Origin of the sequence: Chryseobacterium sp. HMWF035 (genome assembly GCF_003094695.1) — a bacterium.
GTDB classification, from domain to species: domain Bacteria; phylum Bacteroidota; class Bacteroidia; order Flavobacteriales; family Weeksellaceae; genus Chryseobacterium; species Chryseobacterium gambrini.
The window spans coordinates 14,924-28,433 of sequence record NZ_QEHP01000045.1 but is presented as its reverse complement, the minus strand read 5'-3'; the positions used below and the strand labels follow the sequence as shown (position 1 = coordinate 28,433).

At 38.2% G+C, this 13,510-nt stretch carries 14 protein-coding genes; 1 reads left to right on the top strand and 13 read right to left on the bottom strand.

The features are described 5' to 3' along the window. Positions 1 to 470 precede the first annotated feature (470 nt). The 13 genes from DD829_RS07340 to trxA all read right to left on the bottom strand — a co-directional run bounded on the left by DD829_RS07340 (position 471) and on the right by trxA (position 13,139). The gene (locus tag DD829_RS07340) at positions 471 to 1,166 is read right to left on the bottom strand and encodes a VIT family protein (RefSeq protein ID WP_108409206.1); all 696 of its coding nucleotides are present in this window, start codon (positions 1,164 to 1,166) and stop codon (positions 471 to 473) included. Between the two features lie 70 nt (positions 1,167 to 1,236). Next, positions 1,237 to 2,427, bottom strand: coding sequence for a DUF3570 domain-containing protein (locus tag DD829_RS07335; protein ID WP_108409207.1), 1,191 nt, complete (start codon positions 2,425 to 2,427; stop codon positions 1,237 to 1,239). A 35-nt stretch (positions 2,428 to 2,462) separates the two neighbouring features. Then, positions 2,463 to 2,651, bottom strand: coding sequence for a DUF4266 domain-containing protein (locus tag DD829_RS07330; protein WP_108409215.1), 189 nt, complete (start codon positions 2,649 to 2,651; stop codon positions 2,463 to 2,465). A gap of 265 nt (positions 2,652 to 2,916) precedes the next feature. Further along, positions 2,917 to 3,843: an FAD:protein FMN transferase gene (locus DD829_RS07325; RefSeq protein ID WP_108409208.1), complete on the bottom strand. Its 927-nt coding sequence runs from the start codon at positions 3,841 to 3,843 to the stop codon at positions 2,917 to 2,919. 9 nt (positions 3,844 to 3,852) lie between these two features. Continuing rightward, positions 3,853 to 4,296: a thioredoxin family protein gene (locus DD829_RS07320; RefSeq protein ID WP_108409209.1), complete on the bottom strand. Its 444-nt coding sequence runs from the start codon at positions 4,294 to 4,296 to the stop codon at positions 3,853 to 3,855. A 71-nt stretch (positions 4,297 to 4,367) separates the two neighbouring features. Continuing rightward, a complete protein-coding gene (locus DD829_RS07315) occupies positions 4,368 to 4,754 on the bottom strand; it encodes a hypothetical protein (protein WP_084196470.1) in 387 nt (128 codons plus the stop codon). Positions 4,755 to 5,228: 474 nt separating this feature from the next. Further along, positions 5,229 to 6,368 carry an efflux RND transporter periplasmic adaptor subunit gene (locus tag DD829_RS07310; protein WP_108409210.1) on the bottom strand — a complete coding sequence of 380 codons (1,140 nt, stop codon included), beginning with the start codon at positions 6,366 to 6,368 and terminating at the stop codon, positions 5,229 to 5,231. A gap of 4 nt (positions 6,369 to 6,372) precedes the next feature. After that, complete coding sequence (locus DD829_RS24455) at positions 6,373 to 7,599, bottom strand: TolC family protein (RefSeq protein WP_165814845.1); 1,227 nt, start codon at positions 7,597 to 7,599, stop codon at positions 6,373 to 6,375. Between the two features lie 48 nt (positions 7,600 to 7,647). Then, positions 7,648 to 10,800 carry a CusA/CzcA family heavy metal efflux RND transporter gene (locus tag DD829_RS07305; RefSeq protein ID WP_165814844.1) on the bottom strand — a complete coding sequence of 1,051 codons (3,153 nt, stop codon included), beginning with the start codon at positions 10,798 to 10,800 and terminating at the stop codon, positions 7,648 to 7,650. A 217-nt stretch (positions 10,801 to 11,017) separates the two neighbouring features. Beyond that, positions 11,018 to 11,401 (bottom strand): hypothetical protein, encoded by a 384-nt coding sequence (locus DD829_RS07300; RefSeq protein WP_108409211.1) that lies wholly within the window; start codon positions 11,399 to 11,401, stop codon positions 11,018 to 11,020. Positions 11,402 to 11,551: 150 nt separating this feature from the next. Beyond that, positions 11,552 to 12,136 (bottom strand): TlpA family protein disulfide reductase, encoded by a 585-nt coding sequence (locus DD829_RS07295; RefSeq protein ID WP_108409212.1) that lies wholly within the window; start codon positions 12,134 to 12,136, stop codon positions 11,552 to 11,554. A 3-nt stretch (positions 12,137 to 12,139) separates the two neighbouring features. Further along, on the bottom strand, positions 12,140 to 12,841 hold the full coding sequence (locus tag DD829_RS07290; protein WP_108409213.1) for a thioredoxin domain-containing protein: 702 nt from the start codon (positions 12,839 to 12,841) through the stop codon (positions 12,140 to 12,142). 1 nt (position 12,842) lies between these two features. Next, complete coding sequence (trxA, locus tag DD829_RS07285) at positions 12,843 to 13,139, bottom strand: thioredoxin (RefSeq protein ID WP_076394905.1); 297 nt, start codon at positions 13,137 to 13,139, stop codon at positions 12,843 to 12,845. Between the two features lie 111 nt (positions 13,140 to 13,250). Here trxA and DD829_RS07280 point away from each other — a divergent pair, with 111 nt between their 5' ends. Continuing rightward, positions 13,251 to 13,436: a hypothetical protein gene (locus DD829_RS07280; RefSeq protein WP_123906827.1), complete on the top strand. Its 186-nt coding sequence runs from the start codon at positions 13,251 to 13,253 to the stop codon at positions 13,434 to 13,436. The last annotated feature ends 74 nt before the right edge of the window (positions 13,437 to 13,510 follow it).

The window sequence follows — 13,510 nt, the reverse complement described above, 5'->3', positions numbered from 1 at the left end:
AGTTTTATGAAACACGTTTCATAAAACTTCCTCCAAACAGCCTAACAATGAGTTTTTGATAGGATTCTACCAACTATTTTTCAGTATTATGCCAAAAATAAAAGGCTGTCTCAAAAATGTTATTCTGAAAGAAATAAAACTCAGTAAAGAATATTAACCATCTGGTTTTTAGATATTCTTCACTGTTCTCAGAATGACAAATGTCAAATAATTTAACTTTTGAGACAGTCTTTCAATTCATTAACTATAGGTCTGTTTAAACTTTTTATTTAACCGCAAAAGTCAAAAAAGATCAACTAAACTTTCATTTAAAGTTGGTGATTAAAAATAAAAAAGATCACAATAGTTTTTAAAAATCTTTGATTTTTATTCTTTTGAGAACTTTAAAAATTGTAATAATCGCTGTATGAATATCTTTTGCAACTTTTGTGGTTAATTCTGAATTTATTTAAACAGATTTTATATTAAATTTAAGCTACCGTAACCCCGAAAAGGTGTCCGATCAAAGCCGTGATTCCCATCGCAACAGTTCCCCAGAAACAAATTCTGAGAACAGCGATTCCTATTTTTGAGCCTCCTGTTTTTGCTGAAATGGCGCCCAAAATCATCAGAAATACAATGGAAAAACCATACTGAAAATAAACCATTTCTTTTAAAGGAGCCAAAAGCGATACAAAAAACGGCAGTAATGCTCCCAAAGCAAAAGAACCGAATGACGCTAAAGCAGCCTGTAACGGTTTTGCCTGAGTAATTTCATTAATTCCCAGTTCGTCATGAGCGTGAGCTGCCAAAGCATCGTGTTCCGTAAGTTCTGTAGCCACTTTCAAAGCAGTTTCTTTGCTTACGCCTCTTTTTTCGTAGATTTTAGCCAGTTCCAGAAGTTCAACTTCCGGCATTTCTTCCAGTTCGCGTTTTTCGCGCAGGAGATCTGCTTTTTCGGTATCTTCCTGCGAACTTACCGATACATATTCGCCTGCAGCCATAGACATCGCTCCGGCGATCATTCCGGCAAGTGCGGCAAGGACAATCGTATTTCTGTCCGGTGAAGCAGCGGCAACACCAATAACGATACTTGTGGTTGATAACAATCCGTCATTCGCACCCAAAACCGCTGCACGAAGCCAGCCTACTCTGTTTACATAATGTTTTTCCAACTGATGATGCATATGCTTTAGTTTTTAAGTTAAAAAAAATGACTTGCTAAATGTGTTAACAAGTCAAAATTAAACTGATTTTTTATTTAAACCTTAAATTTAACGAAATAATATCAGACTTCATTCCGATGGATTTTGTGTAATGTCCGTATCGTATTTCCAGCATATTCAGTCTTTCTACGCCGAATAAACCGTTCTTCGGACTGATTCTGATTCCTGCTCCGTAAAAATGGCTGTCGAATTTTGACAGATCGTAATTACTGGTGTAGAAATCGTCAAAAGCGGTATGCTGCTGATAAGGCGCAAAATATTTAGCTGCAGTCTGCGAATAGTAACGATAGAAAGGACTTACCGAAACAAACGGAGAAATCTTTACAGGCGTTTCCAGACTGAAAGTATTGGATTTCAAGCCCCAATCGTCGGTGTAATAACGGTAATACGCTCTCAAAATCACCTTGTCTCCCAAGAAATAATTGGCTCTTACTCCCAAAGGAATTTTAAATCTTTTATCCGGCAAAGCTTCCTGATGAACCGATTTATCATTAAAGTAAACCCTGTGGAAAGGCAGGCTTAAATATCCGGTCTGCTGAACTCCGTCTGCCAGAAATTCAACCTGAAAATTCTGATTGATGATCTGTGAGTACGCCAAAGATAAAGCAAAGGTATTTCTTCCGCTGGTTCCGTAGTTTTCGTGTTCGCCGTCTGTGCTTCCGTTGGTTCTCAATTCAATAGGAGCAATGAGTTTTACCTGATCGAGATAGGCCTGAAATTTCGCCGTGAACTCTCCCATTCTGTTCGCTGTTTTTTGCGAAAACCCGATGTTTGCACCGTAAGATGCATAATCGAATTCGAAAGAGGTAGAAACTCCCGCCATTAAAGTCGTTCCTTTATCTGTATTCTCGCGGCTCCAGCTTAATGCAGGATAAATTCTGTTGTCTGCGTGCGAAGCCGATGAATTGGCTTTCAGATCAATCATATCCGAAGATGCGGAAGTATAATGATCGATACCGACACTTACATTGAATTTATTTTTGCGGTCTTTTTTATCGTATTTTACCATCGTTACATCAATCGTGTTAGAAACATCGGTCAGTTTTTCTGAACCGATTCCTCCTGTAACGGCAGAATTGTTTCCGTCCTGTTTGTAGTAACTAGAAACTAAATTAGCTTCATCAAAAGTCAGCTTTTTGGGCTGTTCGTTATTTGTGTTTTCCTGTGCTTTTGCATTAAAAATTCCGAAAAGAGCAACAACACTTATGATTATTTTTTTCATTGTAGATCACATTAAATTTTTACCATTCTCTTTTCTTAATTGCATCCGCAACCACCGCCCACTTTTCCAGCATTGGCTCCTGAAGAACCTTCTCTGTAAGACTGAAAGCTCAGTTCGGTCTTTTCAATGGTTCTGTTTCCGAGCACCATTTCGGCATCGTTGAGTTTATTTTTTTCGTATTCTTTTACGGTGGTACAAGAATTCAAAAACGGAATTGTCAATATCGAAAGAACTGCAACTGTTCTGTAATTTAAAACGTTGAATCTCCGCAGCCCGGCTTGAACGGAGCTCTTTTTGTGAGGAACGAACAAAAAAGCGGGAGTGGAAGACGGTGAAAGCTGCCCAAATAAATATCCGAAAAGCTTCTGACTGTTTTTTATAAGGTCTGTCATTTGTATTGATCTGTTTTTAAAGTTGATTTAATTGCTTTACTGTGAATCAGATACTGTGTGTTTATTTAATTCAATTTTTTTCTGATAACAAAGCATTTTATTTTAAATTAATGTTTTGAGATGAATAAATTCTGTCCTCATCGTCGATGATGATGCACTCCAGATGATTGATCTGGTTGATCATACCGAGTGCGGCATCGATTCCCATAATACTGACGGGAGTTGCCATTGCGTCGGCAATTTCTGCGTTGGGACAAAATACGGTAACACTTTTTACGCCCGAAACCGGCATTCCTGTTTTCGGATTGATGGTATGAGAATATTTTTTACCATTGATGACCACGAATTTCTCGTAATTTCCTGAAGTTGCGACCGCCATATCAGTAATATTCATATAAGAAAAAGGCTGTTTTGCATTGTCGGGATCGGCAATTCCTACAGTCCAGGGTTTTCCGTCCGCCTGATTTCCCCAAGTCGTTAAATCGCCCGAAGCATTTACAATTCCGGAATGTACATTTCTTTCCTGAAGAATTCTTTTTGCCATTTCTGCGGCATATCCTTTCCCGATTCCTCCAAAACCGATGCGCATTCCTTTTTCTTTGAGGAAAACGGTCTGACTGTCGCGATCGAGAATAATATTCTGATAATTAACGAGTTTCAGATGATCTTTTATTTTTTTAGGATTGGGAAGTTCTTTCATTTTACGGTCGAAATTCCAGAAACTTTTATCGATTCCGCCGTAAGAAATATCGAAGTAACCGTCTGTAATTCTGCTGATTCGTAAGCTTCTTTCAATGAGGTCAAAAATCTCACGGTCTACTCTCATGGGTTTTATTCCCGCATTCTGATTAATGAGATTAGTCTGACTGTCATCGCTGAAGGTTGTCAGCAGTTTTTCTATCCTTCGGATTTCGGCAATAGCTGCATCAATGTGATCTTGTGCAAGTTTTTCATCATCACTTACAACGGTAATTTCAAAAGCGTTCCCCATCAGTTTCTGAGGTCTTTTGAATTCTCTGACCATACTTTTCAATTATTTTTGATGTTCCTTAATTTCTCTGATTTCTTTACTGAAAGCCAGTGCATTTTCAGAAGGCAGTCCTTCCCAGCTTTTCAGAATTTTCCCTTCTGAATTTAATAAAAGGGTGTACGGAAACAAGCCTTTTTTATTGTAAACATCGGCAAGAGAAGCGTTTTCTTTTTTAAGATCGGCAGAAAGCTGATTTTTCTTATTTCTAGGGAAATCTGCATTGATGTACACGATAACTTTATCGGATTCCAGTTTTTTGAAATCTTCTGTTTCAATGATGTTTTTATGAAGCTTGATGCAGGGAATACACCAGTCTGAACCGGAAAAATTAAGCAGAATAAGTTCTTTGTTCTCTGCAGCGGTTTTTTTTGCGTTTTCCAGTCTGTTTTGCGCGTGGAAACCAAAGGAAAATACAACCATAAGTATGGCTGATACTATTGTTTTCATTACTGTAAAATGTTATAATGATTTTTTAGAATAAATGATTTGTTCTGATTATGATGCAATCAGATAATGGATTAAGAAAATGATTTCGGCGGTTCCCAGACTGATCCTGCGAATCCTTTGTAGCAGAAATCTTCGTCTTTGGAAGGTATTTTATGTGATTTCAGGGATCTGAAATTTTCAGTTTTTGTTTCAAAATAAAAGCCCGGATTGATGGTAAAAACCAAAGATAACGTTGTGGAATGAATGATGAACGGGAGCTTCTGATCTTTTCCAAAATCTCCGTCTTTAGCCGGATGATCATAATGAGCCCTCAGAAATGCAATTACAGGCATATCGGGATTCATATTTTTGTGTTCCCAGTAATGTTCTACCAAAGTTGGTATTTTTAAAAGCTGATATAACTCGGTTGTAGAAACCAAATATAAGGACAGCAACAATATGGAAATCAACTTTTTCACCCAATCAAAGGTATAAAATCTTCTGTTAAGAATGATTTTAAATTAATCTGAATTATAACGCTACAATGTTCAATAAATTGTTCAGCTTTAGTTTATTGTTTAAACTAATTTCCGAATTATCCGCAAGAGGCTCAAAAGATTATCATAATGCGATGATTAGAATATTCAAATAAAAAAGTTGTTTAAAGTAAAATGTTAGAAAACTCGATGGAGTTTTATCTGTGTAGAAATCATATTCACAAGATATCCGGCGTTCCGTAGGAACGCTATCTTTAGAACATTTATCGTATTAGAGATACACTCATTCTTATTTCTACACAGATTCTGCTTCTAAAGGAGCAAAGCTATTTTACTCTAAGCTACTTCAAAATTTTACTTCATCTTTTTTACTTTTGCGATTAAATAAAAAGTTTAAACAGACTCTATATATTTAACTGACGATTAATTATATCAAATTACTTTAAACTTAATATTTTACTCTTCTTCCTCCGTATTTTTAAGCTTCATCAATAGCGTATAGGCATTTTTGGTCACGATCTTTTTATTCTTAAAATCATCAGAATTAAGAATCTGGATAAAACCGTTTTCCGTTTCGCCTAAAGTCACCGGAGTCAATCGGTACGTTTGTTTTTTAACCTCAACAAACACAAAGTCTTTGCCTTCAAAATTCACGATGCTTTCTTCCGGAACCGCATTGGAAAAAGAGGTGTTGGTTTCAATTTCGGCATTCATATACATTCCCGGAACGAGACTGTGATCGTATTTATCAAAATGGCAGTGAACTTCCGCCAAACCGCCCTGACTGATATCTTTGCTGATGAGAAGGATTTCCCCATAATATTTTTTACTTGGATCTGCATTCGTGTACGCTGCAAAACGCTGTCCTTTTTTCAGGTTTTCCAGATCCTTTTCGTACACTTTAAGATTCAGGTGAATGTCATCGGGATTGATGAGCTCAAAAAGTACATCCGAAGGATTTACATATTTCCCGATATTCACATTCACTTTGCTTACAAAACCATTGATTGAGCTGTACACGGGAACGCTTTTCGTAATGCTTCCGGATTTTAATGATTCAGGATTGATATTGATGAGTCTGAGCTGCTGTGCCAATGAATTCATTAAAATTCTCTGGCTGTTCATTTCAGATTGGGCGAGCTGCATCGCTTTGTCGCTGCTTGCCTGACTTTGGTTGAGGGTTTTCTGACGGTTGTAATCCAGTTCTGCAAAATGTGCTTTGGATCTTGCCATCAGATAATCCTGCTGAAGCTGAATGAACTGCGGATTTTCAATCACTGCAATAACCTGACCTCTGGAAACCGGCATTCCCGGAAGAAGATTGCTGGATTTCAGATAACCGCCAAGCGGAATGCTTACAGAAACCAGATTTTGAGGCGGAACATCGATCATTCCGTTTAATTTCAGGGTGGAAGCGATATTCTGTAACGAAAGTGTAGTTGTTTCTATCGGTGCATTTCTTAACTGTGCATCGGTTAAAGTCACTACATTTTCGTCTTTCGGGAGGCTTTTTTCCTGTTTGGGAGCTTCTTCTTTTTTACATTGAATGAATACAAAAAAGCTGATTAATAAGGTATATATTGAAATTGATTTCATTTTTTTACGGATTTAAAGTAAGGTATTCCAGTTCAATGGCGCTTTGATTAAGTTTCCAGACTGCATCGGTGTAATTGTTTTTAAGCTGTACTGCCTGATTCACGAGGATCACAAATTCGAGGTAATTGATTTCTCCGCCGATAAACTGTCTTTTTGCCGTTTCGGTAATGACATCTGCATTTTTAAGGTCGGAACTTTCATATTTTGAAACAATTTCCAGATTGGACTGATAGATTTCTCTGGCTTTTTTAAGCTGATTCTGAAGATTGAATTCAGTGTTTTTCAACTCACTTTCTGCAACAGACTGCGCAACTTTTGCAGCTTCAATTCTCGCTTTCTGACCTCCTGTAAATATTGGAAGTGAAACACCCACCTGCACCGAATGAAACTGAGGCGTTGCATTATACAATTTATCATCCGGCCCCAATCCTTTAAAACTGTTCAGGTTATACGCCAATTGCAGACCGGGAAGCATTTTCGCTTTTTCCAGTGCAATCTGTTCTATGGAAATATTTTTCTGCTGTTCCCAGATTTTCAGCAAAGGATGATCTGCCAGTTTTTCATTTAAAGAATTGGCAAAAGATTTTGAATCTTCGGGAATGAAATCGGTTTCTGTATTCAAAAGCCATTGAAACTGGATCTTTAAAACTGCTAATTCCTGCTGCAATTGTTTTAACTGAATTTCTATCGCCGATTTCTGGCTTGAAGCGGTTGTTTTTTCCAGAATATTGCTCTCCCCTGCTTTCAGTCTCAGGTTCGCTTTGTCTGAAAAGTCGGTGTACAGTTTCAGGGTTTCATTCAGCAGTTTTTCTTTTTCTTTCCAGTACAGAATGTTGTAAAAGGTAAGGCTGACTGCTTTTTTTAATTCATATTCTTTCAGGGAAACATTCAGCAGAGATTTTTTCCATTCTTCGGTGTATACATTTTTCTGCTTTTTATACACTGTCGGAAAAGCAATGTTTTGGGAAACGCCAAATTTCATATCGTTGTATGCACTGTTGATCTGTCCGTAATCGAACGTCACACCAGTCTGCGTAATATCATTAGCCGATTTTATTAAAGCTTTGGAATATTCCGATTTCAGTTTTTCGTTTTTAAGATTTCTGTTGTTTTCCAGTGCGGTATTGATCGCAGTATGAAGATTGATTGGCGTTTGCGCCTTCAATCCAAATCCTGCAAAGCTGAATAACAAAATCAATACTGTCGTTATATTTTTGTGATTATTTTTCATATGTAGATATTTATTGTTTTTTAAAGGTCATATGTAATCGCGTTTTCTTCATAGGTGTTTGCGTTTTCCAAATGATGGCGATTTCATTTTAAATCCTTTTTCAATGGTTACATAAAGAAGCGGCAGTACAAAAAGGGTAAGAAAGGTTGCCACGAGCAGACCTCCGATCACCACAGTTGCCAACGGACGCTGAACTTCTGCTCCGGCTCCGTTGCTTAATGCCATCGGAATAAATCCTAAAGATGCCACGAAAGCCGTCATCAGAACCGGACGAAGTCTGGATTCTCCGCCATCAATTACAATTCTTACAATATTCCGGATTCCGCTTTTGTATAATCTGTTGAATTCTGAAATGAGAACGATTCCGTTGAGAACCGCCACTCCGAAAAGGGCGATGAACCCTACTCCTGCACTGATGCTGAAAGGCATTCCTCTCAAAGCAAGAAGAAATACGCCGCCAATAATTGACAGTGGAATTGCGGTGTAAATCAGCAGACTTTCTTTCACCGAGCCGAATGCTAAGAACAACATCACAAAAATAAGCGCCAAAGCAACCGGAACGGCAATCATCAGACGCTGTTTTGCATTGTTCAGGTTTTCAAAAGAACCTCCGTAAGTCATATAATAACCTGTCGGAAGTTTTATCTCTTTGTTTACCTTGCTTTGAAGTTCTTCCACGATGCTCTGAACGTCTCTTCCTTTGATGTTGAATCCAACGACAATTCTGCGTTGTGCATTTTCTCTCTGTATTTGGTTGGGTCCGTTCTTTACTTCAACTTTTGCAAGCTGGGAAAGCGGAATCTGGTTACCAAACGGAGTCGGAACGAGCAGATTTTTAATATCATCCACATTTTTACGGACTTTGGAATCGAGACGAACGACCATATCAAAACGTTTTTCGCCCTCGAACACGAGACCTGTACTCTGCCCTGCGAATGCAGCATTCACAATCCGGTTGATGTCGGAAATGGATAAATGATATTGTGCAATAACAGGACGGTTGTATTCTATGGTTACCTGCGGCATTCCTGCAATCGGCTCGATGTAAAGATTCTGCGCTCCGTCTACGGTTTCAATAATTTTACCAAGCTTCTGGGCATTTTGGGAAAGAACGTCCAGATCATCTCCGAAAATTTTCACCACGACATCCTGTCTTGCTCCCGTCATCAGTTCATTGAAACGCATCTGCACCGGAAACTGGAAACTTACGGTTACTCCGGGAACATCCTGCAGTTCTTTGCTCATTTTATCTGCCAGTTCAGGGAATGTAGATGCAGAAGTCCATTCTTTTTTATCTTTCAGAATCACCATTAAATCGGCGGCATCCATCGGCATCGGATCTGTAGGAACTTCGCCGCTTCCTATTTTTGTCACGACTTTTTGTACTTCCGGAAATCTTGATTTCAGAATGTGAGCAGCTTTTTGGGTACTTTCAATGGTTGTATTCAGATTACTTCCCGGCAAAACTCTGGTTTCCACCGCAAAATCTCCTTCTTCAAGGGAAGGAATAAATTCTCCTCCCATTCTGCTGAGAATGAAAATTGCCGATACGAAAAGTAAAGCCACGATGGAGAATACCATTTTCGGAACTCTTAAAATTTTAAGTAATGTTTTAAGATAGAGTTTCTCTACTTTTTTCATCATCCGGTCTGATAAGGTTGGCTTTGAATTTCTTTTTCTCAACAGCAAAGAGCTCATCATCGGAATGTAGGTTAATGACAGTAAAAATGCGCCTAATAAAGCGAAAGCCACCGTCTGAGCCATCGGCTTGAACATTTTTCCTTCAATTCCCTGTAAGGTAAGAATGGGAAGATAAACAATCAGGATGATGATCTGACCGAAGACAGCACTGTTCATCATTTTTCCGGCAGAATCGGTAACAATGGTATCCATTTCTTCTTTTCCAACGGAAAATATTTTTTTGAATTTTGAATTATGGCTGAACTGATGCAGGACAGATTCTACAATAATGACTGCACCGTCGATTATCAGACCAAAATCCAATGCACCGAGACTCATCAGGTTTCCGCTGACTCCGAAAAGATTCATCATACAAATGGCAAAAAGCATTGCGAGAGGAATTACGGAAGCCACAAGCAATCCTGCGCGTACATTTCCGAGGAACAGAACCAGTACAAAAACAACAATCAATGCACCTTCTGTAAGATTTTTCTCTACGGTTCCGATGGCGTTGTTTACCATTTTGGTACGATCGAGGAACGGTTCTATCACTACTCCTTTCGGAAGGGTTTTCTGGATCTGTGCGATTTTTTCTTTTACATTTTTAATAACCTGATTGCTGTTTTCGCCTTTCAGCATCATCACCACTGCTCCGGAAACTTCACCCTGATCATTGAAGGTCATTGCGCCGTAGCGTGTTGCAAAACTGGTTTTCACCTCTGCAACATCTCTTATGAACAGCGGAATTTCATTGGTTTTGGAAGCGATCGCAATATTTTTGATGTCTTCAATATTTCCGATCAGACCTTCACTCCGGATGTATAAAACGGTGGGACCTTTTTCGATATAAGCTCCTCCTGTGTTCTGGTTATTGGTGTTTAAAGCATCGAAAACATCGTTGATGGTGATTCCGTAAGCGTTTAATCTGTCAGGATTTACAGCAATTTCATATTGTTTCAGTTTTCCTCCGAAACTGCTGACTTCGGCAACGCCTTTTACACCGAGAAGCTGTCTTCTAACGATCCAGTCCTGAATGGTGCGGAGTTCTGTAATGTCGTATTTTTTCTCGTAGCCTTTTTCGGGGCGGATCACGTACTGGAAAATTTCGCCTAAACCTGTGGAAATAGGACCTAATTCGGGGGTTCCGATTCCCTGTGGAATCTGGGTCTGAACCTGCTGCAGCCGTTCTGCAACCTGCTGTCTTGCCCAGTACACATCGACGTCATCCTCGAAAACGATGGTAACGAGTGATAAACCGAACCGTGAAAAACTGCGGATCTCTTTTAATCCTGAAATGTTATTGTTTGCCTGTTCTATGGGAAATGTCACGAGTCTTTCGATGTCTGTTGCTCCAAATGAGGGGGCAATAGTGATGACCTGAACCTGATTGTTGGTGATATCGGGAACGGCGTCTATCGGAAGTTTGGTGACCTGATAGGAACCAATGCCTATCAATCCCAAAATCAACAGCGCAATGATGAGTTTATTCTTTACAGAAAACTCAATGATTTTTGTAAGCATAATGTTTTGTTGAGCTTATTAGCAGATGATAGATAATTGATAATAGATGATAGATAACTAGGTTATAGATAAATACCTCTATTTGAATTTACTATTCTAGCAAATGCTTATGAATAAATAAGTTTGACCGTCTGATAAAAAATTAATAAACCTATCGTTGATTAACTTAATATCAAAACGTTCTCAAAACAGTTTTTGAGAATAATTCAGAAAAAAATCAACAAGATTTCGGCGGCTGCCAAATGGAATTGAGAATATCTTTATTGTAAAAGATGCTTTTGTAAAAAGTCTGTTTGGATTTAATAATCGGGTTGGATTCTTTGTCGGACAACTGAAACGTAAAAGGTGTTGCAGGTGTACATACTATGATAAGATGCGCTGCGTGTGAAACAAACGGCAACTGCTGATCTTTGGTATAATCTGAATCTTTTACCGGATTATCATAATGTATTTTGAAGAATGAACCAATGGTGAGTTTCGGATTCTCCTGTTTGTGTTCCAGATAATGTTCAATAAGAACCGGAACTTTCAAAAACTGATAGAGCTCGGTTGTAGAAACCAAGTATAAACTAAGCAATAGTATCGAGATCAGTTTTTTCACTTCTGCAAAATTATAAAATGTTTCGTTAAGAATGGTTTTAAATTATAGTCTGCCTGAATTTTTTTGCTTAGGCACAAAAGATTTATTGATTATCCGTTATTAATGACATTGATTGTTAACGAAGGATCGCTAAGATTTTTTTTATTTAAATCATTCTTTCAAAAGCTTTTCAATTTCCTGATAGAATGAGTCTTTGCTGTAATCTGCCATTCCGGAATGATGCATTCTTATTTTTCCTGTTTTATCCAGAACAATGGTTGTCGGAATAGAACCGCTGTATAATTCTTTGGGAATACTGCTGCTTGGAACCAGAAAAGGGATGGTGAATTTTTCTTTCTGAAGGTAATTTTTTCCTAAGATTATTTCGTCATCAAGATTTACCGTAAGAAATACGAGATTTTGGTTTGCTTTATAAGCATCATAAAATTTCTGAACGGAGGGAAATTCTGCGCGGCATGGAGGACACCACGAAGCCCAGAAATTAATGAAGACTACTTTTCCTCTGAGCTGAGACGTATCAATTATTTCTCCGTCTTCATTTCTTACGCTGAAATTTGGCGGTACAAGTGAAGATTCTTTTGTTTTTTCTTCTATTTTTGAATTGAATAATCCTGTGGAAATCATCTGTCTCATGACCCAGGCTTTTGCATCGGGATTTACCCACAAAAGAATGAGTACAGCAATCATAATTACTGTACTCCAGTTTTTTCTGATCCACAGAAGAAATTTATCCATGATTTATTGGGTAATCTGTTTTCTTACCTCATCTTCGGTGACCAATCCCAGATTATCCCAAACGATTTTATCGTTTTTATAGAGTTTAAGAACCGGAAGCGCAGAAACATTGAGTTCTTTACAGAGTTCTGTGTTTTCATCGACATTGATTCTTACGATCTTTACTTTATCCGGCATTTCGGCAGCCATTTTTTGAAGGAAGGGTTCCATTTTTTTGCACGGAGCGCACCATTCTGCATAGAAGTCTACCAAAACGGGCGTTTTGCTTTTCAACAAATCATTGTATTGTGCAAGAGTGATTCCTTTGGCTGTTGAAGTTTTGATCTCCGGAAGACTGGCGTTACGCCATTTCATCATTCCGCCCTGCATTTCGTAGACGTTTTTATAGCCTAATTCCCTGAGTTTTGCGGCTGCAGCGGTACTTCTCGGTCCACTCATACAGTAGACGAAGACGGGCTTATTTTTATCTAAAGCGGCGGCTTTTTCTGTGAAATCTCCTCCGTTCCAGTCGATATTCATTGCGTTTTTCAGATGTCCGTTTTTAAATTCTCCGGAGGTTCTTACGTCCACCAACTGTGCGTCTTTGGTTTTATCGAGTTTCTGGGAAAATTCTGTTGCGGGAAGTACGTTATCTGTTATACTTTGTGCTTTTCCGCATCCTGTAATGACTACTAAGAAGAATGCAACGATGATGTTTGTGTACATTTTAGATGTTTTGTTTTATTAATTTTTCCAATTCATCTGCCTGAAAGACTCCGGACTGTTTCCACTTCACTTCTCCGTTTTTAAAGATCATTAAAGTAGGAACGCTTCTGATTCCGAATTGTGCGGCAACTGCCTGATTTTTATCGACATCTATTTTGATGATATTTGCCGAATCTCCGATTGCTTTTTTAAGATCCTGAAGAATGGGAGCCTGCATTTTGCACGGACCGCACCATTCTGCAAAAAAGTCTACCAGAACGGGTTTGTCCTGACTGATGATTTCCTGAAATTTGTTCATATTCTATTTTGTTTATTAATGGTTTTATTTGAAAGCTGCTTAAACATTTACTATGATCACATAAATCATATTCGTTTAAGAAGATTTAAATTCTTCATAATCTACCTCATCATGGATTTGTTCCGTATTTTTTACGGAAACCGAACAGCATCCGATATTCAGCAATGGCATGGCTGCAAAACCAATCCTGTGATTACCAGAAACTACATTCCTGATTTTACCGCTTCAACGGTGATAAATATCCTCATTGCCAACCGCAGAAGTCTTACAAAGTTCCAGTTTTTAAATAGATTTTGAAACATTTTTTTTGATTTTTTATTTTAAACCTGTTCAAAGTAATTTCAGAAAAGAATTGTTGTTCAATGCATTTT

What these genes read in the sequence shown, in the direction of transcription:
- DD829_RS07290 (WP_108409213.1), bottom strand. Translation starts at nt 12,841, where the DNA reads ATGTACACAAACATCATCGTTGCATTCTTCTTAGTAGTCATTACAGGA.
- trxA (WP_076394905.1), bottom strand. Translation starts at nt 13,139, where the DNA reads ATGAACAAATTTCAGGAAATCATCAGTCAGGACAAACCCGTTCTGGTA.
- DD829_RS07340 (WP_108409206.1), bottom strand. Translation starts at nt 1,166, where the DNA reads ATGCATCATCAGTTGGAAAAACATTATGTAAACAGAGTAGGCTGGCTT.
- DD829_RS07320 (WP_108409209.1), bottom strand. Translation starts at nt 4,296, where the DNA reads ATGAAAACAATAGTATCAGCCATACTTATGGTTGTATTTTCCTTTGGT.
- DD829_RS07325 (WP_108409208.1), bottom strand. Translation starts at nt 3,843, where the DNA reads ATGGTCAGAGAATTCAAAAGACCTCAGAAACTGATGGGGAACGCTTTT.
- DD829_RS07335 (WP_108409207.1), bottom strand. Translation starts at nt 2,427, where the DNA reads ATGAAAAAAATAATCATAAGTGTTGTTGCTCTTTTCGGAATTTTTAAT.
- DD829_RS24455 (WP_165814845.1), bottom strand. Translation starts at nt 7,599, where the DNA reads ATGAAAAATAATCACAAAAATATAACGACAGTATTGATTTTGTTATTC.
- DD829_RS07280 (WP_123906827.1), top strand. Translation starts at nt 13,251, where the DNA reads ATGGATTTGTTCCGTATTTTTTACGGAAACCGAACAGCATCCGATATT.
- DD829_RS07295 (WP_108409212.1), bottom strand. Translation starts at nt 12,136, where the DNA reads ATGGATAAATTTCTTCTGTGGATCAGAAAAAACTGGAGTACAGTAATT.
- DD829_RS07310 (WP_108409210.1), bottom strand. Translation starts at nt 6,368, where the DNA reads ATGAAATCAATTTCAATATATACCTTATTAATCAGCTTTTTTGTATTC.
- DD829_RS07305 (WP_165814844.1), bottom strand. Translation starts at nt 10,800, where the DNA reads ATGCTTACAAAAATCATTGAGTTTTCTGTAAAGAATAAACTCATCATT.